Here is a 23,485-nt window from a genome sequence, read left to right on the forward strand (position 1 = left end):
ATAAGGTAACGGGTTGATAACCGGGGATACCATTATTGCAGGTGTGATGCAGGCACACATGGTCAGTTGACGTCATGATTTAATCAGGCAGCTCGGCATTACGCATGCGGGCAGAAATTGTCCGGCCGCGCGATTGCACATAGCGCGATTGCATGTTCTTTCCATAGACCCTTGGATTTGGCAGAATGGCGGCCAGGCGCGCGGCCTGATACGTGGACAGGCGCGCTGCATCCACGTTGAAATAGTGGCGGGCGGCAGCCTGGGCGCCGAAGATGCCGTTGCCGTATTCCACAACATTCAGATACAGTTCCAGGATTCGCCGCTTGGACATGACCGCTTCTATCATATAGGCAATGACCAGTTCCTGACCCTTGCGAATATAGGTTCGATCAGCCGATAGAAACAGGTTCTTGGCAAGTTGCTGCGTAAGCGTGGAGCCCCCGCGACGGCGGTTGCGACCGGCTTCCTCCTGGCGTTCGTTGTAGCGCCAGGCCTTGCGGATGGCCTCCCATTCTACGCCGCCGTGCTCTGTAAAGCGTGCATCTTCGGCGGCTATGACTGCCTTTTTCAGGGCCGGCTGATGGCCTCGTAGGGTGTCCACTCATATTGAATACTCACGGGCGGATCCAGGGCCGCCAGACGGCTGGCCTGTTCGCGCATATAGGCACTGCCGCCGGGATTGAAGACGCTGTACCAGAGTACCCAGGCGAACAGATAAATCTGATACAGCATAATGACTGCGATCAGCAGGGCAACCAGATCAATCATTGAACGTGCTATCGACTGCGCGCGCACACGTTCGGCGATGGCGATCACGATCTCGCTGGCAATACGTCCGACTGCTTCGAGCATCAGATTGACCTCGTCAGTTCCGTGCGCAGCGCTGTGAGAATTGGCGCCGCGTCGGGCTCAATCTGGTTCCAGATGCGAAAGCTCTCGGCACCCTGGTAGACCAACATACCCAGGCCGTCTGAGGTATGGGTGGCGCCGGCGTTGCGTGCCTGCTGCAGAAATGGCGTGTCGCCGTCTGTGGTGTAGAGCATGTCGTAGGCTACGCTGTCAGTGCGAAACAGGCTGTCAGCCAGGGGTAGTATCTGGCCCGACAGACTGCTGGCAGTGGCATTCACGATAATGTCCCAGGAGCCCTGCAGTGTGGAAAAAGCCGACGCCGTTACCTGTGTTTGCCGGTCCGCTAGCGCCACAGCCTGTGCGGCCAGCACATGGGCTTTTTCTTCGGTGCGGTTGACAATATGCAGATGGGCGCATCCGGCTTGCAATAGCGCCGGCATGACGCCGCGCGTTGCTCCGCCGGCGCCGATCAAGAGAACACGACTGTCACGCAGTATGATGTGCTGGCGCAGCATGTCATTGACCAACCCGACGCCATCGGTATTGCAGGCGTGTATTTCGCCGTTTTCCTGCCACAATGTATTGGCCGAACCGGCAGCCCTGGCCCGGTTGGAGATGCGGGATTGCGCCAATGCGTAGGCTTGCTCCTTGAAGGGCAGTGTAATGTTCAGGCCACTGCCGCCGGAGGCAAAGAATTGCTTGACGTGGTCGCAAAAATGCGCCGGTTCTACACATTGCTTGCTGTACTCGATCAGCAGGCCTGTCTGCTGGGCAAACAGGGCGTGCAGGCGCGGCGACAGACTATGTTTGATCGGGTTGCCAAGAACGGCGAATTTGCGTGGCGTGTTCATGATGCAGTTGCCTCTACGTCTGGTTGGGCGAGCCCGGCATATTCGGCGTCAATGTGCAGTGACAGCTCATCGGTGCCGCGTACATTAATGGCAACGCGATCATTGCGTTCAAGCTCGGGTACCCATTGACTTCGATTACCAGCGGAATTTCTTCAAGACGAACCAGGTTGTCGCGGATGAAACTGCCGTGCAACCGCGTGCGTGACTGCTGGGTGAGCCAGCGCAGGCACCAGTAGCGCTCAAGCCGGCTCTGGAATTCGTGCCAGAGCATGTATTGGGAATCGAAGGCGCCGATGATGGCGTACAGATCGGCGTCCTTGGGTTTGAACGGCGCCACCAGGCGTGCAGACACGCCGTGTTCGGCTGCGGCAAGAATCTGCCGCTGGTTCACCAGATCGACATAACGCCGCAGTGGCGATGTGGTCCATGCATACTGGGGTACGCCGATAGATTCGTGCGGCAATGGATGGGTGGACATGCGCGCCCGCCCCATCTGTTGGGAGCGATATATGCCGGGCAAGCCGTGCTCATTCAGATATCCGCCCCACTGTGTGTTGGCCAGAATCATATACTCGGCCACAATTTGATCAAGCGGCGCATTGCGTTGTCGCGGGATAAGTTCAATGACTGAATCGGGATCATCGGCCGGCCCGTGCAGACGAAACGTGTATTCCGTGCGGTTGTTGTTTTCCGGTTTGCCGCGTACCTGTTCGCGCGCTGTCTTCAGGTGCTGTCCCAGCTTCCAGAGCGGCCGGAATAACTCGGCGTAGGGAAGGGCGGCAGTCTGCTCCTCGAGCGCCTCGCGGGTTACCTGCGCCACCAAATCGTCGATGCGCAGATTTTCGCAAATCGTGATGGTTTCGGCACGCGTGACGGTTTCCTGGATTTCGCCGGTGGCGACATTGGCTGTGATGTACAGGGACAGGGCAGGCACCTGCTTGCCGGCATCCAGCGAGAACATGCTGATCAGCGTATCGCTTTGCATGGGAATTTTATCGCCGGGCATGTAAAGCGTGGACATGCGACTGCGAGCCAGTTTGTCCAGATCCGAATCCCGCGTAACCACCAGTGCCGGGGCGGCAATATGCACGCCAATCCGGTACAGATCGCCTTCAATATGCGTTGCCGACAGCGCATCGTCAATCTCTGTCGTGCTGATGTCGTCAATGGAGTAGGCCACGACGTCGCTGGCTGGCAACTCGGGTATGGGCGGGATGTCCAGCTCGGGCACAGCCGTTCCCTTGGGGAAGTGCTGCTTGAGAAATCTATCCATATGCACGGCCAGCGCATGCGGATAGACGCCCAGCTCCAGCAACAGGGTTTCAGCGGTCTTGCCGCTTTCGGCCAGCGCCTTCTCAAACGCTTTCCACTGCAGTGTGTTTTTGTCCGGGCGAATCAGGAATGTACGCGCGGCTTCGCGTAGCTCTTCGGGCAGTGCGCCGGCCAGCATGGCATCGGTCCAGGCCTGTTGCTGCTCGGCCTGACGCTGTTTCTTTTCCAGTGCCGCCAGCGCTGCCTGCAAAATGTCAGCCGGCGCTGCCTTGTAATGGCCCTTGCCCTTGCGATGAAAGTAGGCAGGTGCACTATGCAGGCGCAACAGAATGGCCGTTTTCTCGGAAATGGACGGTTCGTGTCCGACATAATCGCGAGCCAGATCCTGGGCTGAAAATTCATCTTGCGGTGCGCATTCCCACAGAAATTGCAGATCAAGCTCTTCGCTCATCGCCCGTGCCTGTTCGAGCATGGCCTGTGGTTCAATGCCATCGAAGGTAAAGATGACTGCGTTGCGCTTGATTTTGCTGCGTTTACCGCTGGCCGATTCGACCTGTAGCGTCGAATCGGCTTCGGAATGAATTTTTTCAGCCTTGAAGCTGCCGTCGTCTTCAAAAACCACGTACATGAATATGAGTTCCTACTTGGAGGCGGTGAAATCGAGAATGGCAGGAAGGTAGCGTTCAAACATGGAAAATGCGTGATCCCCTCCCTGTATCAGTGTGAGGCGTGCGCCATCGTAGCGATGAGTCATTTCCTGCCAGTCCAGCACTTCGTCGTCAGTGCAGGCAAGCAGATAATAGCGCTGCATGTTGGTCAGAACGGGACGATACAGACTGGCCAGCGCCCGTACGGACGCCGCCGTAAATGAAAAAGACGCATCACTGTGAAATTTGGTGGTGTGGCCCAGTTGCGTGGACAGGTCACGTACTGCGTATATGGCCGGATTTATCAGGACTGCCTTGCAGTTCAATTCCTCCTTGAGCCAGGTGGCGTAGTAGCCGCCAAGCGAGGAACCGATCACTGTCAGGTCCTGCATATTACCAGACGGGCACAGCTGCTTTGCATGCGCCATGGCCAATGCAATGGCGGCTTGCGGATCATCCGGCAAATCGGGCGCCGCCAGTTCCTGCGAGCGACCGGCGGCAGCCATCGCTTGTTGCAATTGCTGCGATTTGGCGGAAAGAGAAGACGAACGAAAGCCGTGCAGATAGAGAATCATGAGACAGTTTGCGTGGCCGTCTGTTGCAGTGCCTGCAGCAGTTTTTCGTGGATGCCGCCAAAGCCGCCATTGCTCATGACCAGAATCACGTCATCGGGCTGTGCCTGCCGGCTGACGTCCTGAACCAGCAAGTCCAGATCGTCGTAGCCTGGGCGGGTACGGGGCTGTCGGCAAAGACGTTGGCCGGGTCCCAGCCGAGCGCATGCTTGCCGGTTCTGGCACCGAAACAGTAAATACGGTCGGCCAGAGCCAGGGCCTGCGGCAGTCTGGCAGCCATCGTGCCCAGTTTCATGGTGTTGGAACGGGGTTCGAGTACGGCAAGAATGCGGCGCGATCCAACTTGCTTGCGCAAGCCGTCCAGCGTTGTTTGAATGGCGGTGGGATGATGGGCAAAATCGTCAAAAACCTGGATTCCATTAACGGTGCCGCGCAGTTCCATACGACGGCGGATGCCGGAAAACCGAGACAGCGCGGCAATGGCGGTGGCCGCTGACACATTGACATGGCTGGCAGCGGCAATGGCAGCCAAGGCATTATTGGCATTGTGCGCGCCCGTGAGCGTCCAGTTGACCTGTCCCTGGGGTTGGCCGTCATGCAGGACAGTGAAACTGCCCATGTCGGCCTGTTCCGCGTCGAAGGTCCAGCGCCCACCCGGGCCGAACTGATCCTGTTGTGACCAGCAGCCGCGCTGTATTACCCGTGAGAGCGCCTGATCCTGTGGCGGGTGAATAATGCAGCCGCTTTGCGGTACGGTCCTGACCAGATGATGAAATTGCGTTTCGATGGCAGCAAGATCAGGGAAGATATCTGCGTGATCGTATTCAAGGTTATTCAGGATTGCCGTGCGGGCATGGTAGTGCACAAATTTTGAACGCTTGTCGAAAAAAGCCGTATCGTATTCGTCGGCCTCGATGACAAAATAGCGTTGCGCCTGATTGTAACGCGCTGAAATGCCTAGGTTGGTGGCAATGCCGCCAATCAGAAAGTTGGGTTCCAGTCCCGCATCCTGCAGGATCCAGGCCAGCATGGAGCTGGTGGTCGTCTTGCCATGCGTGCCTGCTACGGCAAGCACGTGCTGATGTTGCAGGACGTGATCTCCCAGCCATTGAGGACCTGACACATACGGCAGCCCCTGGTCAAGAATGGCTTCCATCAGGGGGTTGCCACGCGTAACGACGTTGCCGATCACAAACAGATCGGGTTTAAGGCGAGTCTGGGCGGCATCGAATCCTTCGATCAATTCGATACCCTGTTCCTGCAACTGTGTGCTCATGGGAGGGTACACGCCGCTATCGCAGCCTGTGACTTGATGTCCGGCTGCGCGTGCAATCAGGGCCAGACCGCCCATGAAAGTGCCGCAAATGCCCAAGATATGTAAATGCATAAATTTCTCCTGAGCGGTATTTTAAGCGGAATCAGTCACATCGCGGCAATTGCGTCGCTCAGTAGGTAGAATTAGCAATACGTATGTCATATAGCAGTTGTTATAGCGTACATGGTTTCGAGTGCCGGAACCCGTGGCTAGTCCCGTTCCTGCCCAGCCGTGCTGTTATTTTCATACAACGTTTAAAACAGAATGAGTAATACAGGATGAATCGTAGACAGTTAGTTGGGGCGGGCCTGGTCCTGCCCTTTTTGTTAATGACCCGACCGGCGCGGGCCGGCGCGAAGCTGAATGAGGACGTGTCGATCGTGGACAGGGCGGCACTCAATGAGCTGCTGGACCTGTCATTGCCCGATCTGAGTGGCGCGGCCGTATCGTTGCGTGAGGCAATAGATGGCCGGCTGGCCATTGTCAATTTCTGGGCCTCGTGGTGTGCCCCGTGTATCCGGGAAATGCCCGCGCTGGACGCATTGCATAAAAAACAGCCATCGGTCAGTGTCGTGGGTCTCGGACTTGATACTGTTGCCAATATTGAAGCGTTTGCGCGTAAAACGCCGGTATCTTACCCGTTACTGACGGCAGGTGCAGGTAAGATCGCGCTAATGCGCAAGCTGGGCAACGCCAAGGGCGGGCTGCCATTTACACTGGTACTGGACGGCAAGGCCAGACCGCTGGCCACGATCCTGGGTGAAATTGAGATGGATGGGCTGGCTGCATTCGCGCGCCAGCATGCCTGAGGCGGCGCCAAGACTGACAGATTGGTAGATTTTAATAGACAAAAGCATGAAATTGCCGTTAAATACGAGTTTATTTGCTTATAGACTGGCGCTCAATGACGCAAAAGGTACTGGTTCTTAATGGTCCTAATCTGAATCTGCTGGGTACGCGCGAACCGGATGTCTACGGTCGGCAGACACTTCAGGACATTCACGAAGCATTAATGCTTGCCGCAAGCGAAGCCGGTGTGCAATGCGAATGCTTCCAAAGCAACCACGAAGGCGAGCTGGTCGAAAAAATCCAGTCCGCGCGTAACAATACCGCGTTCATCGTCATCAATGCCGCAGCGTACACCCATACCAGTGTCGCCTTGCGCGATGCCCTCGGCGCCGTGGCCATTCCGTTCATAGAGGTACATATTTCCAATGTACATCAGCGCGAATCTTTCCGGCATCACTCCTATCTGGCAGACAAGGCCGTTGGCGTCATCTGCGGGCTTGGGGCCGATGGTTACATGGCAGCCTTGCAATACGCGATAAAACATCATTTTAAACAGGCCCGGAAAACGGTGTCTGTCTGACAATCAACTTGAAGCATGGAATTAATATGGATCTCAGAAAACTGAAAACGTTAATAGATCTGGTTGCCGAATCTGGCATCGCAGAACTTGAAATCACCGAAGGTGAAGGCAAGGTCCGCATTGTCAAGTTCTCCCAGACTCTGCAACCGGTAGCTCCGGCTCAGCCACAGCCGGCACCTGTCGCCGCCGCAGCTCCCGCGGCAGGCGCCGCCGCTGCTCCTGCCGCACCGGCAGCGCCTACCGGCCATATTGTCAAGTCACCCATGTCGGCACTTTTTACCGCGCGCCCAACCCCAGTTCGCCCCCATTCGTTGAAGTGGGCGCCACGGTTGCCGAAGGCGATGCGCTGTGCATTATTGAAGCCATGAAACTGCTCAATGAAATCGAAGCGGATAAATCCGGTGTGATTCGGGAAATCCTGGTTGAAAATGGCGAACCCGTTGAGTTTGGCCAACCACTTTTCGTGATTGCGTGAGTATGTTTGAAAAAATCCTGATTGCAAACCGGGGTGAAATTGCCCTGCGTATCCAGCGCGCCTGCCGCGAACTGGGTATCAAAACGGTGGTCGTGCACTCTGAGGCCGACCGTGATGCCAAATACGTACGCCTGGCCGACGAGTCGGTATGTATCGGCCCAGCGCCGGCCCAGCAGAGTTATCTGCATATGCCGGCCATTATTTCTGCTGCAGAAGTCACCGATGCCGAGGCGATTCACCCAGGCTATGGTTTCCTGGCAGAAAACGCCGATTTCGCCGAACGTGTGGAGCGCTCCGGCTTTGTGTTCATTGGTCCTCGTCCGGAAACCATCCGCGTCATGGGTGACAAGGTCAGCGCCAAGCAGGCCATGATCGCCGCTGGCGTACCGGTGGTGCCAGGCTCCGAAGGCGCGTTGCCCGACGATCCGGCCTTCCTGCTGGAAACGGCACGCAAGGTGGGCTATCCGGTCATCATCAAGGCCGCTGGTGGCGGTGGCGGGCGCGGCATGCGCGTGGTCCACACTGAAGCGGCCTGGTGAGCGCGGTGAATCTGACCAAGGCGGAAGCGCAGGCAGCATTCAATAATCCCGAAGTGTACATGGAAAAATATCTTGAAAATCCACGTCACGTTGAGATCCAGATCCTTGCAGACGGCAAAAAAGACGCCGTCTGGCTGGGCGAGCGCGATTGCTCCATGCAGCGTCGCCACCAGAAAGTGATTGAAGAGGCGCCGGCCCCCGGCATTCCGCGCAAGCTGATCGAGCGCATAGGCGAGCGCTGCGCCGAAGCCTGCCGCAAAATGGGTTATCGCGGTGCTGGCACCTTCGAGTTCCTGTACGAAAACGACGAATTCTATTTCATTGAAATGAATACCCGCATTCAGGTTGAGCACACCATCACCGAATGCATCACCGGCATCGACCTGGTACAGCAGCAGATCTTTATCGCTGCGGGCGAACCGTTCAAGCTGCGCCAGCGTGACATTACCTTTAAAGGGCATGCCATCGAGTGTCGTATCAATGCCGAAGATCCGTATACCTTCATGCCATCGCCAGGTCTGATCACCAACTGGCATGTGGCCGGTGGCCCGGGCATTCGTATCGATTCGCATGTATTCAATGGCTATCGGGTGCCTCCCAACTATGACTCTATGATCGCCAAGCTCATTACTTTCGGCGACACGCGTGAGCAGGCCATCGCCCGCATGAACCTGGCTCTGTCTGAAATGGTCGTGGAAGGTATTCAGACCAACATCCCACTGCATCGCGAACTCATGACCGATGCACGTTTTGCCGAGGGTGGAACCAGTATCCATTATCTGGAACACAAACTCGAACAGCGAGCAAAATAATCGAGTCAGCAGAAAAGGTCTTCGGACCTTTTTTCGCAATGACGCAAGAGGATAGGCCATGCGGGAACTTGTTTTATCATGCTCGGAAGACCGGGCGGAAGCGCTGTCGGACATATTGCTCGAACTTGGCGTGCTGTCGGTGTCTGTCGAGGACGCCGATTCGGGTACCGAGCGCGAAACGCCGCTTTTCGGAGAGCCGGGTGGAGAGCCCGATGTTCAGGCCTGGCATCACAATCGTGTTGTTGCCCTGCTGCCTGACGACATAGCACCTGAAACGTTGCTGGAAGCGCTTGAGCAGCAGAGCGGCGAAGACTACTCCGATTCGGCCGTGCTGCGTGAAGTTGCAGACACCGATTGGGTGAGGCTGACGCAATCGCAGTTTGAACCTATCAGCATTACCGATCAGATCTGGATCGTACCCAGCTGGCACCGTGAAAATCCCCAGGTGCCCAGTGCCGATGGAAAGGGCAATCCCATTCTGATTGAACTGGATCCGGGGCTGGCGTTTGGCACCGGCAGTCACCCAACCACGCATTTGTGCGCGCAGTGGCTTGCCGCCAATCTGCAGAATCAGCAAACGGTGCTCGATTACGGTTGCGGTTCCGGGATTCTTGCCATTATTGCAGCCAAACTTGGCGCCCGCGATGTTGTCGGCGTCGATATCGATGAGCAGGCAGTGCAGTCTACTGAGTACAATGCCCAGAACAACAGGGTGCAGGTCGCCGCCTGCCTGCCCGATGGGCTGCGGCTGGCACCTTTGATGTGGTGGTAGCCAATATTCTGTCAAATCCATTGAAAGTGCTTGCGCCCATGCTGTGCGGCCGCGTGGCACCAGCTGGCCGGCTTATTCTGTCGGGTGTTCTGGAGCGCCAGGCGCAAGAAGTTGCCGCAGCCTATGCGCCTTGGATCGACATGTCGGTGTGGCGCAGCCATGAGGGCTGGGTATGCCTGGCCGGCACCCGCAAGAAGACCTGAGAGACTTGTATGAAAACGCGTTGCCCAGATTGCAGTACCAGCTTTGATGTGACGCCGGCGCAGCTGAATGTGCGTAACGGCAAGGTGCGTTGCGGCGTTTGCTCCACTGTTTTCAATGCTTTTGATCACGCAGTGGATGATGATCCCGATTTTCCGGTATTGCAGGCTGACAAGACGGACGCGGATGCGTTCGCTGTCCGTTCTGAGTCAGGACCGGTATATCATAATCCCGCGCGCGCCGGCGATCGCCCGGATAAATTGCCTGAGTCGGCGGGGCGATATCGTGCAGCTGCAGCGGATCCACGCATGGATCGAGCGATTGAGCCGACGCTGGACGATGAGGATGACCAGGACCATAGGGAATTGGAAGACGACGGGCCGGCGCCGCAAATACGCAGGGCTCAGGACACAGACCGGGGAGCGGGCGAGCGCTTTGTCGTGGGCGCGCCCAGCCTGTCGGGTAGCGGCGCCTATTATCAGGACCAGCGGGGCGCATCGTCCCAGGTACATGTGGAAGGGCAGTATCGCCGTCGCGTTCAGCGCGACACGGAATACGATGATCCTGAGCGCAGCAGCGGCAGTGGTCTGATCTGGTTTCTGGCCGTATTGTTTGCTCTCATTGTTCTGTTCGGCCAGGGCGCCATTGTCTTTCGTAATCAGATCGTCAGCGTAGCGCCAACCTTGCGACCCAAACTGGTACAGCTGTGCAGTTTTGTTGGCTGTCAGGTCGGTTATACGCGCTCCGTGCGACATCTGGCCATTCTGAAGCCGGCCTTGCGCCAGGTGAATACGCCGTCGCCTGCGCCCGAGACCCGCGCTTTCAGCCTGCATGCCGTCATCAAAAATAACGATACGATCGCCCAGCCGTTACCGTCGCTGGTGCTCAGTCTGAAAGATGCGTCCGAATCCGTTTCTGCCCGCCGCATTATTAAACCGCAAGAGTATTTGTTGCCCGACGCGCAAAAGCGCGCTTTCCAGCCAAATGACGAGATCTCCATTAATTTACCGATACAGGTCAGTCGTACAGACGTGGCCGGTTTCGAATTAAGTTTGTTTTATCCCTGAAGGTTTTTCAATGAATAATGCAGTTCTTATTTGCGGTTCGGTGGCCTTTGACACCATCACGACCTTTGAGGGTCATTTCAAGGATCATATCCTGCCGGGCAATATCAAGTCACTGAGCGTGTCCTTCTTTGTACCCACGATGCGTAAGGAATTTGGCGGTTGCGCGGGCAATATTGCCTACAACCTCAGACTGCTTGGCGGCAACCCGGTGCCTGTGGCCACTGTGGGGCCGGATGCAAGCGACTATCTGGCGCGCATGAGCAGCCAAGGCATTGAGACCCGTCTGGTGCGTGTGCTCGATGATATGTTCACGCCACAATGCCATATCACTACCGATCTGGATGGTAATCAGATCGCAGCTTTCCACCCGGGGGCCATGACGCGCTCCACTGAAAACGATGTAAGCGGCGAGTCTGCGGCCTGGGGTATTGTTGCTCCCGACGCCAAGGACGGGATGTTCAAGCATGCCCGTGCCATGCATGCTGCAAAGATTCCGTTTATTTTCGATCTGGGTCAGGCCATGCCCCTGTTTGATCGCCAGGATCTTGAAGACATGCATGCGTTGGCAGATGTCTGGACCTTCAACGACTATGAAGCATCCGTGGTAGAGCAGCGCATGGAAAAATCGATCGATGAGCTGGCTGACGGGCTGCGAGCCATCATTGTGACGCGCGGCGCAGAAGGGGCGACGCTGTACGAAAACGGCAGCCGGCGCGCCATTGCGCCTTGCAAGGCTGTCGCCGTGAACGACCCTACGGGATGTGGCGACGCGCATCGGGGCGGCTTGCTGTATGGACTGACACAGGGCTGGTCATTTGAAGACGCCTGCAAACTGGGTGGCATTATGGGCGCCATCAAAATCGCCTCCCAGGGGCCGCAAAATCACAGTCCGTCACGGGATGAGATTTCGGGCTTGCTGCAGGCCAATTACGGCCTGCAACTGCCTGCGAATGCAGGCTGATAAAAAAATGCCAGCCCAATTTAACTGGGCTGGCAGTGTATAGTGTGGCCAAATAGAGCTTAAAAAGGCATCAGGCTGGCAAGTGCGATTTGTAATACCTGCAGAATAAGAATCAGCACCAGGGGTGAGAAATCGATCATTCCCGTGCGGGGCATAAAGCGGCGAATCGGATCAAGCAGCGGGGCCAGCAGCGTGTTGAGCACCGGCATCACCGGCTGCATGGGGTTGATCCAGGACAGGATCGCCTGAAAAATACAGTAGCCATGGTGGCCAGGCTCAGCGCCCATTTCACAGTCATCAGCAGGGCAACAACCGGCAGGCGCAGTAACAGTCCGTCTGCAAATCCAAAACCGCTAACCGACATCATCAGCAGCAGTTCCACCGCGGCGCAAATAAACGCCATGAGTAAAGAGGCGCTATCGATCTTGTTCCCCGTGGGCAGGATCGTGCGCAAGGGGACGACAGCCCAATCGGTGATGTTATTGATCAGGCGCGCGTACGGGGTGAACGGATGAATTCGTACCCAGTACATCCAGGCTCTGAGCAGGAATACGGAAATCAGCAGCGAAAATACTGTCGAGATCAGAAAAGTGAGTATGGAAGAGATCATGATTTACGGGCCCGACAAAATAAAAAACCGCCCAACCAAAGGCCGGACGGCTTGATCAATACTGCTGCGGCCCGCTTCGATCAAAACATTCGAACTTGATCGAAGCGGCGACGCAGGGGGTCACCGGGACTCCCTGCGTTACGGATATCAATGTGCTGTCCGAGAGGGCAACATCATTATAACCGGACTGGTGCCGCGTCTTAAGGACGACCACCCGTTGGGAATGGCCATGCTGCAGACGTATTGCTTGCGGTTTTTGCATCATCGGCGGACACTGTTTCTGCTACTGGGGCAGCCGGCGCTTTTTTCACGACGGGCTTTTTGGCAGCAGGTGCCTTCCTAGCGACCGGCTTTTTTGCAGGTGCCTTTTTCGCTACTGTCTTGGCAGGCGCCTTTTTGGCAACAACTTTTTTGGCCGGTGCTTTTTTAGCTACGGCTTTTTTAGCAATGGCTTTCTTGGCTGGTGCTTTTTTAGCTACGGCCTTTTTAGCAACCGCTTTCTTGGCAGGTGCTTTTTTAGCAACGGCTTTCTTGGCAACGGCTTTTTTGGCAGGTGCTTTTTTAGCGACTGTCTTTTTAGCTACGGCTTTCTTGGCAACTGCCTTTTTGGCTGGTGCTTTTTTGGCAACTGTTTTTTTAGCGACTGCTTTTTTTAGCAACGACTTTTTTGGCAGGTGTTTTCTTCACAACTGCTTTCTTTGGCAGGGGCCTTTTTGGCAACTGCTTTCTTGGCTGCAGGTTTTGCTGCAGCTTTCTTTACAGCTTTCTTGGCGGTAGTAGCATGATATTGCTCCTTAGAAAGGGTCCTAATCACAAATTTAAAATACATCTACGTAGATATAATTCAAGACAAGCAACGAAAGAGCTTGGCTTAACTACCATTTGATATGTTCCCCACGCTGTGTGCGAAACATCTCAAATGGATCTGATGAAATGAATTCAAATTCCATCATAAGCGTAAGGGTAACGCATAACGTCGTATAACGAAAGAATTTCTTATTGATATTATTGGCTTAACTCAATTTATTAAGCTCTCGGGGCGATTGATCGGGTGTTTTGTATTCACCTGAAATTTTCATCTTGAGCATGCGCAGTGATTTTTCAAATTGCAGATATCCATTTCAACTGTGTTTTTTAATTGCAATCGCAAGTGCATGATCGGTGGATCCCGGATGGTGCATCGTCGCCATTCTGCTTGTTTAAAATTCATGCCGTGTTTCGCAAAGCCAGTGTTTGCAACGCTTTGCGCCGTTCGTGTAAATTTAAAAAACGCATGGCATGTAAACCGGCGTCGCTTGCGTGTTGTTTGGATACGCTCGATTATCCCAATTGGTCTCGCTGCATTCAACTGCTTGCGCGCTTGCCCGACACGGCTTTGCTCAAACAGTAAAAGCATCGGCTTATGTGTTGTGAGCGGTTTTGTTAAAAACCAACATTTTCGCAACAAGATGCGCGCTTAAAAGAAAAACGCTGCAAATGAAGCAGCGTTTTTTTCTTTTGGCATCACATCAATCTGCCAGGTTTGCAGCGAACGTTAAACTTTATCGAGCCGTTGTAGAACGAGATCGCGACCCAGAATGGCCAGGACCGCGTCAATGGCGGGCGTTTGTTTTTGGCCTGTGACGGCAACCCGCAATGGGATACCAAGTTGCGGCATTTTCAAGCTGTTGTCGGCCAGAAACTGTTTGACCAGTGCGGCCAGTGCAGGTGCATCCCATGACTCCAGCGCGGCAGCTGCTGCGGCGAATTTCTTCAGCGTTGCACGTGCCTCTTCGGTCAGCACGGTCGCGGCAAGTTGTGGATCTGCCGGCTGATACGGGGCGCAAAAGAGCATCGCGTTATCGGCCAGTTGTTCAAGTGTCTCTGCCCGATCGCGGAACAGATTCAAAATGGCGACCAGATCCAGGCCGGCAGTGTTGCCGCCACGAGCGGCAATGCGCGGCGCAACATGGGCGACCAATGCGTCATCGGTCAGTTCCCTGATGTAGTGCGCATTTACCCAATTGAGTTTTTTAGGATCCCATTGCGCGGCAGATTTTGAAAGATTGCGCGTATCGAACCACTGCACGAACTGATCGCGTGTGAACAGTTCCTGGTCCCCATGACTCCAGCCCAATCTGGCCAGATAATTGATCATGGCTTCGGGAAGATAGCCCTGCACATCGTATTCCATGACGCTGACTGCACCGTGGCGCTTGGACAGTTTCTGGCCATCAGGCCAAGAATCATCGGCAGATGTCCATACTCAGGTACCGTGGCGCCCAGCGCTTTCAGAATATTGATCTGGCGGGGCGTGTTGTTGACATGGTCATCTCCACGGATCACATGAGTAATTTGCATGTCGTGATCGTCTACCACCACACAGAAATTGTAGGTCGGCGTACCGTCGGGGCGGGCAATGATCAGATCGTCAAGCTCGGCATTGTCGATTGAAATGGGACCTTTGAGCATGTCGTTCCAGGTCACTGCGCCTTCAAGTGGATTGCGGAACCTGACAACCGGCTTGCGGTCTTCCGGCACGGGCGGCAGGGTTTTGCCTGGCTCCGGCCGCCAGGTGCCGTCATATTTTGGCTTGCGTCCCTGCGCCTTGGCCGTTTCACGCATGCGTTCTACTTCTTCCGGGCTACTGTAGCAGTAGTAGGCCGTGCCTGCTTCCAGCATGGATGCCAGCACCTGCTTATAGCGATCGATTCGCTGCATCTGATAGAAGGGACCTTCGTCTGCATCCAGTGACAGCCATTTCATGCCGTCCAGAATGGCCTGCACCGCTTCCGGCGTAGAGCGCTGCACGTCGGTATCTTCGACGCGCAGCACGAATGTGCCGTTGTGATGGCGGGCGAAGGCCCACGAAAACAGGGCGGTGCGTGCACCTCCCAGGTGAAGATAGCCGGTAGGAGAGGGCGCGAACCGGGTGCGAACTGCTGTCGGGCAGATTGGGACGTATTCATTGTGATTGCTCGGCAATTGGATAAATCAGAAGAGAGTCAGTTTAAAATGTTATGAATGACCAGAGCAAACGAATCAGCTGTTTATATAAAAAGATCTGGCCCGTTCAAATCATTCAACCCCAAGAGGATGTATGTTGCGTCACCGACTCGCGGCATTTTTTGAACCACGCTCGCTCTGCGTCATAGCGGACACTGAGCTTGCTGTTTTCGCACAGGTTCCCGCCTACCTGAAAGCTTCCACCGATCTGTTGCCACTGCCAGACGACCTGAGCTCGGCGCAGCAGCAATTGCGGCATTGGACGATGACGCCCGGCCGTGATCTTGCTGTGATATGTGTCCGGTCCGGATTGTTGGGTGCCGTTTTGCAGCAGATGGCGGTGGCACCCCCGCGCGCTGTTCTGTTGTTGCCCGGCCAGGTAGTTGATCAGGCGCCGCAGGACACTCGTGATTTGATCCAGGATTGGTGCCGGGAACATGGAGTCATGCTGCTGGGGCCACGCGCCTTCGGTATTTATCGCCCGCATTTGAATCTGAACCTGAGCCTGGCACAGATGCAGCCACGCGCAGGTCGGATTGCCGTGATATCACAATCGCGAATGCTGTTGCGTTCGATCATCGACTGGGCCGAAGATGTCAATCTCGGACTGTCGGCTGCCGTATCACTGGGGGAAGTGACCGATGTCGATCTGCCGGAGCTGGTCGAATACCTGGCAACCGATCCCCGCACGGACAGTATTGCGTTGTACCTGGACAAGCTCACTTCGGGCCGGGAGCTGATTAGTGCATTGCGAGCCGCTTCCAGCGTCAAGCCGGTGATCGTATTGCGTGCCGGTCGGGCCGACCCGGATTTATCCGGGAGCGACGTGGTGCTGGATGCCGCGCTCAGGCGCGCGGGCGCGATCCGCGTGAATTATTTTGTCGAACTGTTTGCGGCCATCAAGGCCATGTCGTATGCCAGAAGGCCCCGAGGTGGCAAAATTGCCATGCTTGCCAATGGTCGCGCTTCGGCGCAATTGGTGCAGGATGCGATACCTGCGGACAGTTCCATGTCGATGGCGCCGCTTACGCAGGGCACGGTCAAGTGTCTGAGTGAAATTTTTGGCGTCAGTACGCTGGTTGATAATCCGGTCATACCTTATGTTCCCCTGACGCCCGAAGCGCTGATCGATGGCTTGCAGTGCCTGATAGCAGATAGTCAGGTGGATGCCGTCATGGTCATTCTGGCGCCGGACGAGTTTTGCGATATGCAGCAAGTGGTCAAGGCGCTGGCTGCATTTGCACCTGGCGCGAAGAAGCCGATTGTGACCTGCCTGCTGGGGGAAGCAAAAATGCGCCCTTTGCGCCGCTTGCTTGATCAGGCGGGCATGCCCGCCTTTCGCACGCCTGAAACAGCGCTTAGTGCCGTTTTGTCGCTCACTTCTTATCACTATAACCAGCAACTGTTGCAGCAAACCCGTTATGTGCATTCCGGGCAGCGGCCGGCTGAACTCGAGCAGGCGCGCGCGATTCTGGAGGCGGCAGGCAGTGTTGCAGCAGGCGAGCTTACCCGCCAGCAATGCATTGATCTGGTCGAATGCTTTCATCCGGATGTGCGTTGGGAACGCGACGAAGAAGATGAGCGCTTCAGTTCACTGGATGATGTGCCTTCCGTTATGATCCGCGTCAGGTGCGATCCGGTTTTCGGGCCGTGGATCTGGTTCGGAGAGGGCGGGCATATGGTTCGCTTTTCCGCCTCGGATCGGGGCGTGGATCTGCCGCCGTTGAATCTGAACCTGGCAGGCAAGCTGATCGAGCGCAGCCGGGTCTGGCGTCAGGAGCTGCAGTCCTATGTCGAGCCGCAGATCCTGCGCAAGTTGCAGGGGTTGCTGGAAACGATCAGCGAAATGGTCAGCGAGTTGCCGGCCATTGAGGCCATGGAGCTGGATCCGATCATCCTTGGCTATCGCGACCTGCATGTCCGCGAAATCCGCATCCGTCTGGCCAAGTCGCTGCCTGCGTTGATCCCGCAGAAAACCGGCTTCAGTCATATGGCCATTTATCCGTACCCGACGCATTTGGTTCAGAATCGTGTTTTTACAGATGGTTCGCCCTGGATATTGCGCCCCATCCGCCCCGAGGATGCCGATGCGTTGCAGGAATTCATTCGCGGACTTTCTGAAAAATCACGCTATATGCGTTTTGTGTCCATGATGCGTGAACTCACGCCCAAGATGCTCACCCGCTATACGTATGTGGACTATCATCGCGAACTTGCCCTGGTGGCGACCACGCAAATCCCCAATCCTGCCAACCGTGGTTTACCGCAGGAGATCATTATCGGCCTGGCGCATTACCTGCGCAATGCTGACGGCGTGGGCGCGGAATATGCTCTGGTCATCAGCGACCAATGGCAAAAACGCGGTCTCGGAAGCAGCCTCATGGAAGCGCTCATCATGGCTGCCCGCCAGCAGCAACTGAGCTATCTTGAGGGCGTGGTACTCTCAAGCAACCGGCCCATGCTGCATTTGATGACCTCCCTGGGTTTCATTAACGAAGAAGATGCGGAAGATCCGTCGATGCGTCGAGTCTGGCTGCCGCTGACCATGGCGGAATCGGCCTGATCCTGGCCTGGGGTGTATATGTAGTGGTCATTGTTCGCGGCTGCAGACCAGTGGCAGGCGGTCTCGGTGGGCTTCGAAGAGAAATGGCGCCCCATGTTGCCGGCGGCAACTGTTGGCCGTTTTGGCCATGACAATTGAAATGATCTTTGAACCAGACAATGGTCCGCCGGATAAAAGGGCGCGCTCCTATTGTTTCTCATTGCCGTCAATAAAATTTATTGACGGCAATTTTTTTCCTGCAGGAAATGTGCGGCGGCCTGCAGCGGGCAAGAATACTATTGCGTGATTTTTTGCAGAAATGCCGAGATATCGTTGATCTCATCCAGATTGACCGAGTGTGCCATGGGGTAGGTACGCCATTCGGTATTGCTGTAGTTGTTCGCCAGCAGCCACTCGCGCGTTTGCTGGGCAAAGCGGATATCGACGACCGGGTCATAGGTGCCATGCGCAATGAAGATTGGCATGTCCAGATTTGCGGTGTTATGCTCTGCGACGGTTTTGTCCGCCATGGGCAGATAGCCCGACAGGCAGATCAGTCCGGCCAGTTTTTTTTGCGAGCGCAAGCCGGTTTGATAGGCCATCGCGCAGCCTTGGGAAAAACCGGCAAGAATAATGTTTTCAGTTGGCACGCCGCGCTCGTTTTCCCGGTTAATCAACGCTTCAATGGCAGCCTGGGAACCGCGCAGTCCGGTCTCGTCGACATCACGGCTGACATTACTCAGCGCAATGATGTCATACCAGGCGCGCATTGGCATCTGATTATTGATCGTAACGGGGCGTACCGGCGCATTGGGAAACACAAAACGGATGCGTCTGTCTGCGGGCAGACGCAGTTCGGGGATGACCGGCACAAAATCATTGGCGTCGGCGCCCAGCCCATGCATCCAGATAACCGAATGAGTGGGCGCAGCAGTCTTGTCGCTGCCGTGTTCAATTTGCACGCAGTCCAGTAATTGTTCCATTCGATTCATTCCTTGGTCAGCAACAGCTTGATGGCCTGAAACAGCGCCCGATAGTGTTTGCGCTGCGGTTCGTGTCCGGCTGCCAGCGCAGCGTTCTGATCGCGCTCGCGGCGTGCGCCGCGAATCAGGGTGCGCAGGGCCTGGGCGTCGGCTTGAGGATAGTCATTGAGCAGGCGGGTCAGCGCCTCGTCTTCATCAATCAAGCGATCGCGCAGCGTTTCCATGCGGTGCATGTTTGCGGTCTGTTCGCGCGAGCCGTTTTCCCATTCGTCCATTTTTTTTGCAATGGCGGCGGTATCGGCGGTGCGCAGCAGTTTGCCGACATAATGAATCTGCCTGCGCCGGCCTTCGCGCCCGGTGGTTTTTTGCGCCATGCGAATGGCTTCAAACGTTTTTTCGTCCAGATCCAGTTGCTTGACTTTCTCCAGCGGCAGTTCCACCACCTGCTTGCCCAGCTCCAGTATGGCAAGCAGTTCGCGCTTTACCTGGGATTTGCTGGGACGGTCGTAAAGCGGTCCGTCATCGCTCTGATCTGCATTCTGCATACATCGCTATCAATAAAATGGTTAATATGTCAGTATGATAACCGCCTAATGTGAAGCCGTCATAATGAATTCCCGATTGAATCCGAAATCCTCCATGCCCCATACTCAACCCGACTTCGAAGAACTTGTCCAACTGGCGCTGTCCCATGCCAAAAAACAGGGCGCCAGCGATGCTGCTGCCGAAGTGTCCGAATCAGGCGGTTTGTCTGTCTCGGTGCGCAAGGGCAATATTGAAACCGTTGAAAAAACGCAGGACCGCTCGCTGGGCGTAACCGTGTACGCCGGCAATGCCCGTGGCTCGGCCTCTACCTCCGACCTGTCGGCCGCGGCCATTCGCGAAACGGTCCAGGCTGCCTGGAATATTGCCAAGTACACAGCAAATGATGAAGCCGCCGGCCTGCCCGACGAGGCGGATCTGGCGGTCGAACAGCCCGATCTGGAGTTGCACCGCCCCTGGAATATTTCATCGGAAGAGGCGGCCGAAATGGCTATCGAGGCTGAAGCAGCAGCCCTGGACTACAGCAAACAGATTACCAATTCGGAAGGCGCCGGAGTCGACACCTATCAGGGTCGGTTCGTGCTGGCCAACTCGCGCGGGTTCATGGGGGGGTATCCATACTCCCGCCATGGCATGTCGGTGACGGCCATTGCTGGTAAGGGCAACAATATGCATCGTGATTATTGGTACACGTCTGACCGCTACCCCGAGAGGCTGGCCAAAGGTACCGATGTGGTATGTATGCGGCACAGCGGGCCCTGTCGCGACTGTCGGCACGGCGTATCGGTACCGGCAAATATCCAGTCCTGTTCGAAGCGCCGCTTGCGCTGGGGCTGCTTGGCGCATTGACGCAGGCCATCAGTGGCGGGGCGCTGTATCGCAAATCCACATTTTTACTTGATTCGCTGGGCAAGCAGGTAATGGCTGACCATCTGCAGATCAGCGAGAATCCGTTCATTAAGGGTGCGCTGGGCAGTTCTGCCTTTGATGATGAGGGCGTCCAGACCCGTGCGCGTCAGCTGCTGACCGATGGCATTCTTAATGGCTACCTGCTGTCAACTTATACAGCACGTAAACTGGGCATGCGCACCACGGGTAACGCTGGGGGCTCGCACAATCTGCTGCTTAGTTCTTCGCTAACCCGTCGCACCGATGATTTGCCTGCCATGCTCAAAAAAATGGGTACTGGCATTCTGGTCACCGAGCTGATCGGCCAGGGAGTGAACTATGTCACCGGCGACTATTCCCGTGGCGCCTTCGGCTACTGGGTGGAGAATGGTGAAATTCAGCATGCGATCACCGAATTTACCATTGCAGGCAATCTGGCGGATATGTTCCTGAATATAGTCGGAGTCGGCAGCGATGTGATCACGCGAGGTTCGAAAACCACAGGTTCGATCCTGATTGATTCAATGGCGATCGCCGGGCAGTAGCCCGAGCACAGGGAAAGTACTTAATCGGCTGTGGCGCGCTATGTAAATGGGCATAGTGCGTGTATATTTAGCGGGTTAAATTTTTTCCAAGAACAACGAAATACTTCGGAGTAGCCATTATGCAACGTCGTTCCTTCCTCAAAAAAGCAGGCCTGGGCGCTGTGGCCAGCACGGGTGTTATTGCCGCCCCGGTCATTGCCCAGGAAAATCCCGCGGTTAAATGGCGCATGGCGTCCAGTTTTCCTCGCAGCCTGGTCGCATTGTTCGGTTCCGCGGACCGTTTTACCAAGTACGTCAATGAAGCCACGGGTGGCAATTTGCAGATTGACCTGTTTCCTGCGGGTGAAATCGTGCCGGCCTTGCAAGTGTTGGACGCCGTGTCCAATGGTACTGTGCAGGCAGGACATACTTGTGGTTACTACTATTTAGGCAAAAATCCCTCGTTTTGCTTCGATACGGCTGTCCCCTTTGGTCTGAATGCCCGTCAGTTGAACGCCTGGATGCTCGAGGGTAACGGCAAAAAGCTGATGCGGGATCTGTTTGGCAAGGTCAATATCGTCAATTACCCCCTGGGTAACACCGGTACGCAAATGGGCGGCTGGTTCCGCAAGGAAATCAAGACGCTGGAGGATCTCAAGGGCCTGAAAATGCGTACCGCCGGCCTGGCCGGTGAAGTGCTGGCCAAACTGGGTGTCGTTCCCCAGCAGATTGCCGGTGGCGACATCTATCCGTCGCTGGAAAAAGGCACGCTGGATGCTGTTGAATTTGTCGGTCCGCTGGACGATGAAAAACTCGGCTTCAACAAAGTGGCCAAATATTACTACTACCCGGGATTCTGGGAGGGCGGTGCACAGGTGTCTGCCTATTTCAACAAAGACGCCTTTGAAAAACTTCCCAAACACTATCAGGCGATCATTGAGGCTGCCTCAATTCGGGCCCATACTGAAATGATGGCGATGTACGACTCCATGAATCCGGGCGCATTACGTCGCCTGATTGCCAATGGGGCCGTGCTCAAGGAGTTCCCGAAAGAGATGATGGATGCTTCCTTCAAGGCCACTGCTGAAATTTACAAGAAATATTCGGATAAGGACGAGACTTTCAAGACCATCCTGACCGACTATATGGCGTATCGCGACGACTTGATTCCCTGGTTCAACGTCGTGGAAGGCTCCTATACTCGCTACGTGGCGCATGCCATCTCACAAGCGCGCAAGTAAGCTGAAGGGCTTGACCCTGCTGGTTGCGCAGGGTAAGCAGCAAATCGAGCCATGTTCTCTCAGTAAGAGGGCATGGCTTTATTTATAATATCGATGATGGGCGCTCTCGTGGCGCGGCTCGTGCCCGTGACTTCCACGGACATCTAGCAGGGACATCTAGCAGGGCGTTGCCCGGCATCGCTTGCTTCTGAGGTGTTAGAAGCAGATTGGCGCAAAACGGCTAAAGGCAGAACCGGTGTCTCCCGGTAACTGTCGCAGCCAAGAGACAATTGCTGGAAAAAACCGTCATGGCCGGCCGTGATTGTCTCTATTTCATTGTTTTATTTGAAAAAAAGTTTTTTGCGTGTTAATATCACGGGCTTATCTGTATTTTTGCACTGTCGCAGGGTAGTCTATAGTCATTGTACCTTTGGTGCGCGACTGTATTTCCCTTGTTTATAACGTTCAGGCGAATCAGGTAAACCGTCGGATTGCGATCGCCGGCGCCATTTTTACCCGTATTGCGGGTATTGAATCGTGTGCCCCCGTGAGTGATCCGCTTCAAACTCAAATTTTAGGAATACATCATGAAGACCTTTGTGGCCAAGCCCCATGAAGTCAAACGTGACTGGTATGTTATTGATGCAAAAGGCAAAGTCCTTGGTCGTGTAGCCAGCGAAGTTGCACGCCGTTTGCGCGGTAAACATAAACCGGAATTTACCCCTCACGTTGACACCGGCGATTACATCGTCATTATTAACGCAGCTGATATCGTTGTAACAGGCGCCAAATCGGAAGATAAAAAATACTTCCGTCACTCTGGCTATCCTGGCGGCATCTACGAAACAAACTTCCGGAAAATGCAAGAGCGTTTCCCCGGTCGTGCGATTGAAAAAGCCGTTAAGGGCATGCTGCCAAAAGGTCCCCTGGGTTACGCCATGATCAAGAAGCTCAAGGTGTACGCGGGTGCCGAGCATCCTCATACTGCCCAGCAGCCTAAAACGCTGGAATTTTAAGGATAAATCATGATCGGTAATTGGAATTATGGAACGGGCCGTCGTAAAACGTCAGTTGCCCGTGTGTTTCTGAAAAAAGGTACAGGCAATATTGTTGTCAACGGTAAGCCTGTTGACCAGTATTTCGCTCGTGAAACAGGTCGCATGGTTGTTCGCCAGCCCCTGGTGCTCACAGAGACAGTCGAATCTTTTGATTTTCATATCAATGTACACGGCGGCGGCGAAAGCGGCCAGGCGGGTGCGGTGCGTCACGGTATTACCCGTGCGCTCATCGACTACGACGCCACACTCAAACCCGCGCTGTCAAAAGCCGGCTTTGTAACACGTGACGCCCGTGAAGTTGAACGTAAGAAAGTGGGTTTCCACAAGGCGCGTCGTCGGAAGCAGTTCAGCAAACGCTAATTTGTTTCGCGACATGTCGAAAAGGCCGCTTTTGCGGCCTTTTTCTTTTGGATTCTTTATAATAGTTTTC

At 55.2% G+C, this 23,485-nt stretch carries 15 protein-coding genes and 8 pseudogenes; 12 read left to right on the forward strand and 11 right to left on the reverse strand.

Annotated features, from left to right (window positions below):
• Positions 1 to 79: 79 nt before the first annotated feature.
• From mtgA to mpl, 5 genes and pseudogenes are all read right to left on the reverse strand, one after another.
• A pseudogene (gene mtgA / locus TKWG_RS05030) lies at positions 80 to 768 on the reverse strand (monofunctional biosynthetic peptidoglycan transglycosylase).
• An 83-nt stretch (positions 769 to 851) separates the two neighbouring features.
• Positions 852 to 1,700 (reverse strand): shikimate dehydrogenase, encoded by an 849-nt coding sequence (aroE, locus tag TKWG_RS05035; protein ID WP_014749796.1) that lies wholly within the window; start codon positions 1,698 to 1,700, stop codon positions 852 to 854.
• A gap of 13 nt (positions 1,701 to 1,713) precedes the next feature.
• Positions 1,714 to 3,600 (reverse strand): ribonuclease catalytic domain-containing protein, encoded by a 1,887-nt coding sequence (locus tag TKWG_RS05040; RefSeq protein WP_014749797.1) that lies wholly within the window; start codon positions 3,598 to 3,600, stop codon positions 1,714 to 1,716.
• Between the two features lie 12 nt (positions 3,601 to 3,612).
• Positions 3,613 to 4,194 carry a YqiA/YcfP family alpha/beta fold hydrolase gene (locus TKWG_RS05045; RefSeq protein ID WP_014749798.1) on the reverse strand — a complete coding sequence of 194 codons (582 nt, stop codon included), beginning with the start codon at positions 4,192 to 4,194 and terminating at the stop codon, positions 3,613 to 3,615.
• Positions 4,191 to 5,578: pseudogene (mpl, locus tag TKWG_RS05050) on the reverse strand (UDP-N-acetylmuramate:L-alanyl-gamma-D-glutamyl-meso-diaminopimelate ligase). Before mpl ends, TKWG_RS05045 begins: the two are co-directional and overlap by 4 nt.
• A 206-nt stretch (positions 5,579 to 5,784) precedes the next feature.
• Between mpl and TKWG_RS05055 the strand changes: the two are divergent.
• From TKWG_RS05055 to TKWG_RS05085, 7 genes and pseudogenes are all read left to right on the forward strand, one after another.
• Entirely contained in the window at positions 5,785 to 6,315 is a 531-nt protein-coding gene (locus TKWG_RS05055) for a TlpA family protein disulfide reductase (protein ID WP_014749801.1), read from the forward strand.
• A gap of 95 nt (positions 6,316 to 6,410) precedes the next feature.
• Complete coding sequence (gene aroQ / locus TKWG_RS05060) at positions 6,411 to 6,875, forward strand: type II 3-dehydroquinate dehydratase (RefSeq protein WP_014749802.1); 465 nt, start codon at positions 6,411 to 6,413, stop codon at positions 6,873 to 6,875.
• A gap of 26 nt (positions 6,876 to 6,901) precedes the next feature.
• Positions 6,902 to 7,350, forward strand: a pseudogene (gene accB / locus TKWG_RS05065) (acetyl-CoA carboxylase biotin carboxyl carrier protein).
• A 2-nt stretch (positions 7,351 to 7,352) separates the two neighbouring features.
• Positions 7,353 to 8,701 (forward strand): annotated as a pseudogene (gene accC / locus TKWG_RS05070) (acetyl-CoA carboxylase biotin carboxylase subunit).
• A 58-nt stretch (positions 8,702 to 8,759) separates the two neighbouring features.
• Positions 8,760 to 9,676: pseudogene (gene prmA, locus TKWG_RS05075) on the forward strand (50S ribosomal protein L11 methyltransferase).
• A gap of 9 nt (positions 9,677 to 9,685) precedes the next feature.
• Positions 9,686 to 10,741, forward strand: coding sequence for a DUF3426 domain-containing protein (locus tag TKWG_RS21145; protein ID WP_014749805.1), 1,056 nt, complete (start codon positions 9,686 to 9,688; stop codon positions 10,739 to 10,741).
• 10 nt (positions 10,742 to 10,751) lie between these two features.
• A complete protein-coding gene (locus TKWG_RS05085; protein ID WP_014749806.1) occupies positions 10,752 to 11,702 on the forward strand; it encodes a carbohydrate kinase family protein in 951 nt (316 codons plus the stop codon).
• A 59-nt stretch (positions 11,703 to 11,761) separates the two neighbouring features.
• Here the strand turns inward: TKWG_RS05085 and TKWG_RS24580 are convergent, their stop codons facing one another.
• From TKWG_RS24580 to gltX, 4 genes and pseudogenes are all read right to left on the reverse strand, one after another.
• Positions 11,762 to 11,923, reverse strand: coding sequence for a YggT family protein (locus TKWG_RS24580; protein ID WP_014749807.1), 162 nt, complete (start codon positions 11,921 to 11,923; stop codon positions 11,762 to 11,764).
• A complete protein-coding gene (locus tag TKWG_RS05090; RefSeq protein WP_014749808.1) occupies positions 11,911 to 12,312 on the reverse strand; it encodes a YggT family protein in 402 nt (133 codons plus the stop codon). The genes TKWG_RS24580 and TKWG_RS05090 overlap by 13 nt, the downstream gene beginning before the upstream one ends.
• A 200-nt stretch (positions 12,313 to 12,512) precedes the next feature.
• Positions 12,513 to 13,141, reverse strand: a pseudogene (locus TKWG_RS05095) (histone H1-like DNA-binding protein).
• Between the two features lie 705 nt (positions 13,142 to 13,846).
• A pseudogene (gene gltX / locus TKWG_RS05105) lies at positions 13,847 to 15,246 on the reverse strand (glutamate--tRNA ligase).
• 145 nt (positions 15,247 to 15,391) lie between these two features.
• On the opposite strand from gltX, the gene TKWG_RS05110 reads away from it, so the two are divergent.
• Entirely contained in the window at positions 15,392 to 17,860 is a 2,469-nt protein-coding gene (locus tag TKWG_RS05110) for a bifunctional acetate--CoA ligase family protein/GNAT family N-acetyltransferase (protein ID WP_014749811.1), read from the forward strand.
• Positions 17,861 to 18,135: 275 nt separating this feature from the next.
• On the opposite strand, the gene TKWG_RS05115 is transcribed toward TKWG_RS05110, so the two are convergent.
• Together TKWG_RS05115 and yjgA are read right to left on the reverse strand one after the other, a co-directional pair.
• On the reverse strand, positions 18,136 to 18,831 hold the full coding sequence (locus TKWG_RS05115; RefSeq protein WP_041709049.1) for an alpha/beta hydrolase: 696 nt from the start codon (positions 18,829 to 18,831) through the stop codon (positions 18,136 to 18,138).
• Complete coding sequence (gene yjgA / locus TKWG_RS05120; RefSeq protein ID WP_014749813.1) at positions 18,828 to 19,367, reverse strand: ribosome biogenesis factor YjgA; 540 nt, start codon at positions 19,365 to 19,367, stop codon at positions 18,828 to 18,830. The genes TKWG_RS05115 and yjgA overlap by 4 nt, the downstream gene beginning before the upstream one ends.
• 94 nt (positions 19,368 to 19,461) lie before the next feature.
• Between yjgA and pmbA the strand changes: the two are divergent.
• The 4 genes and pseudogenes from pmbA (at position 19,462) to rpsI (ending at position 23,415) form a co-directional block, all read left to right on the forward strand.
• Positions 19,462 to 20,798, forward strand: a pseudogene (gene pmbA, locus TKWG_RS05125) (metalloprotease PmbA).
• A gap of 119 nt (positions 20,799 to 20,917) precedes the next feature.
• On the forward strand, positions 20,918 to 22,018 hold the full coding sequence (locus tag TKWG_RS05130) for a TRAP transporter substrate-binding protein (protein ID WP_014749814.1): 1,101 nt from the start codon (positions 20,918 to 20,920) through the stop codon (positions 22,016 to 22,018).
• Positions 22,019 to 22,584: 566 nt separating this feature from the next.
• Complete coding sequence (gene rplM / locus TKWG_RS05135; RefSeq protein ID WP_014749815.1) at positions 22,585 to 23,013, forward strand: 50S ribosomal protein L13; 429 nt, start codon at positions 22,585 to 22,587, stop codon at positions 23,011 to 23,013.
• 9 nt (positions 23,014 to 23,022) lie between these two features.
• Entirely contained in the window at positions 23,023 to 23,415 is a 393-nt protein-coding gene (gene rpsI / locus TKWG_RS05140) for a 30S ribosomal protein S9 (RefSeq protein WP_014749816.1), read from the forward strand.
• Positions 23,416 to 23,485 lie beyond the last annotated feature (70 nt).

Source organism: Advenella kashmirensis WT001, from assembly GCF_000219915.2.
Classification (GTDB): domain Bacteria; phylum Pseudomonadota; class Gammaproteobacteria; order Burkholderiales; family Burkholderiaceae_B; genus Advenella; species Advenella kashmirensis.

Bases quoted from the DNA above. Each gene is read 5' to 3' on its own strand.
- aroE (WP_014749796.1), bottom strand. From the start codon at position 1,700: ATGAACACGCCACGCAAATTCGCCGTTCTTGGCAACCCGATCAAACAT.
- TKWG_RS05040 (WP_014749797.1), bottom strand. From the start codon at position 3,600: ATGTACGTGGTTTTTGAAGACGACGGCAGCTTCAAGGCTGAAAAAATT.
- TKWG_RS05045 (WP_014749798.1), bottom strand. From the start codon at position 4,194: ATGATTCTCTATCTGCACGGCTTTCGTTCGTCTTCTCTTTCCGCCAAA.
- TKWG_RS05055 (WP_014749801.1), top strand. From the start codon at position 5,785: ATGAATCGTAGACAGTTAGTTGGGGCGGGCCTGGTCCTGCCCTTTTTG.
- aroQ (WP_014749802.1), top strand. From the start codon at position 6,411: ATGACGCAAAAGGTACTGGTTCTTAATGGTCCTAATCTGAATCTGCTG.
- TKWG_RS21145 (WP_014749805.1), top strand. From the start codon at position 9,686: ATGAAAACGCGTTGCCCAGATTGCAGTACCAGCTTTGATGTGACGCCG.
- TKWG_RS05085 (WP_014749806.1), top strand. From the start codon at position 10,752: ATGAATAATGCAGTTCTTATTTGCGGTTCGGTGGCCTTTGACACCATC.
- TKWG_RS24580 (WP_014749807.1), bottom strand. From the start codon at position 11,923: ATGCAGCCGGTGATGCCGGTGCTCAACACGCTGCTGGCCCCGCTGCTT.
- TKWG_RS05090 (WP_014749808.1), bottom strand. From the start codon at position 12,312: ATGATCTCTTCCATACTCACTTTTCTGATCTCGACAGTATTTTCGCTG.
- TKWG_RS05110 (WP_014749811.1), top strand. From the start codon at position 15,392: ATGTTGCGTCACCGACTCGCGGCATTTTTTGAACCACGCTCGCTCTGC.
- TKWG_RS05115 (WP_041709049.1), bottom strand. From the start codon at position 18,831: ATGAATCGAATGGAACAATTACTGGACTGCGTGCAAATTGAACACGGC.
- yjgA (WP_014749813.1), bottom strand. From the start codon at position 19,367: ATGCAGAATGCAGATCAGAGCGATGACGGACCGCTTTACGACCGTCCC.
- TKWG_RS05130 (WP_014749814.1), top strand. From the start codon at position 20,918: ATGCAACGTCGTTCCTTCCTCAAAAAAGCAGGCCTGGGCGCTGTGGCC.
- rplM (WP_014749815.1), top strand. From the start codon at position 22,585: ATGAAGACCTTTGTGGCCAAGCCCCATGAAGTCAAACGTGACTGGTAT.
- rpsI (WP_014749816.1), top strand. From the start codon at position 23,023: ATGATCGGTAATTGGAATTATGGAACGGGCCGTCGTAAAACGTCAGTT.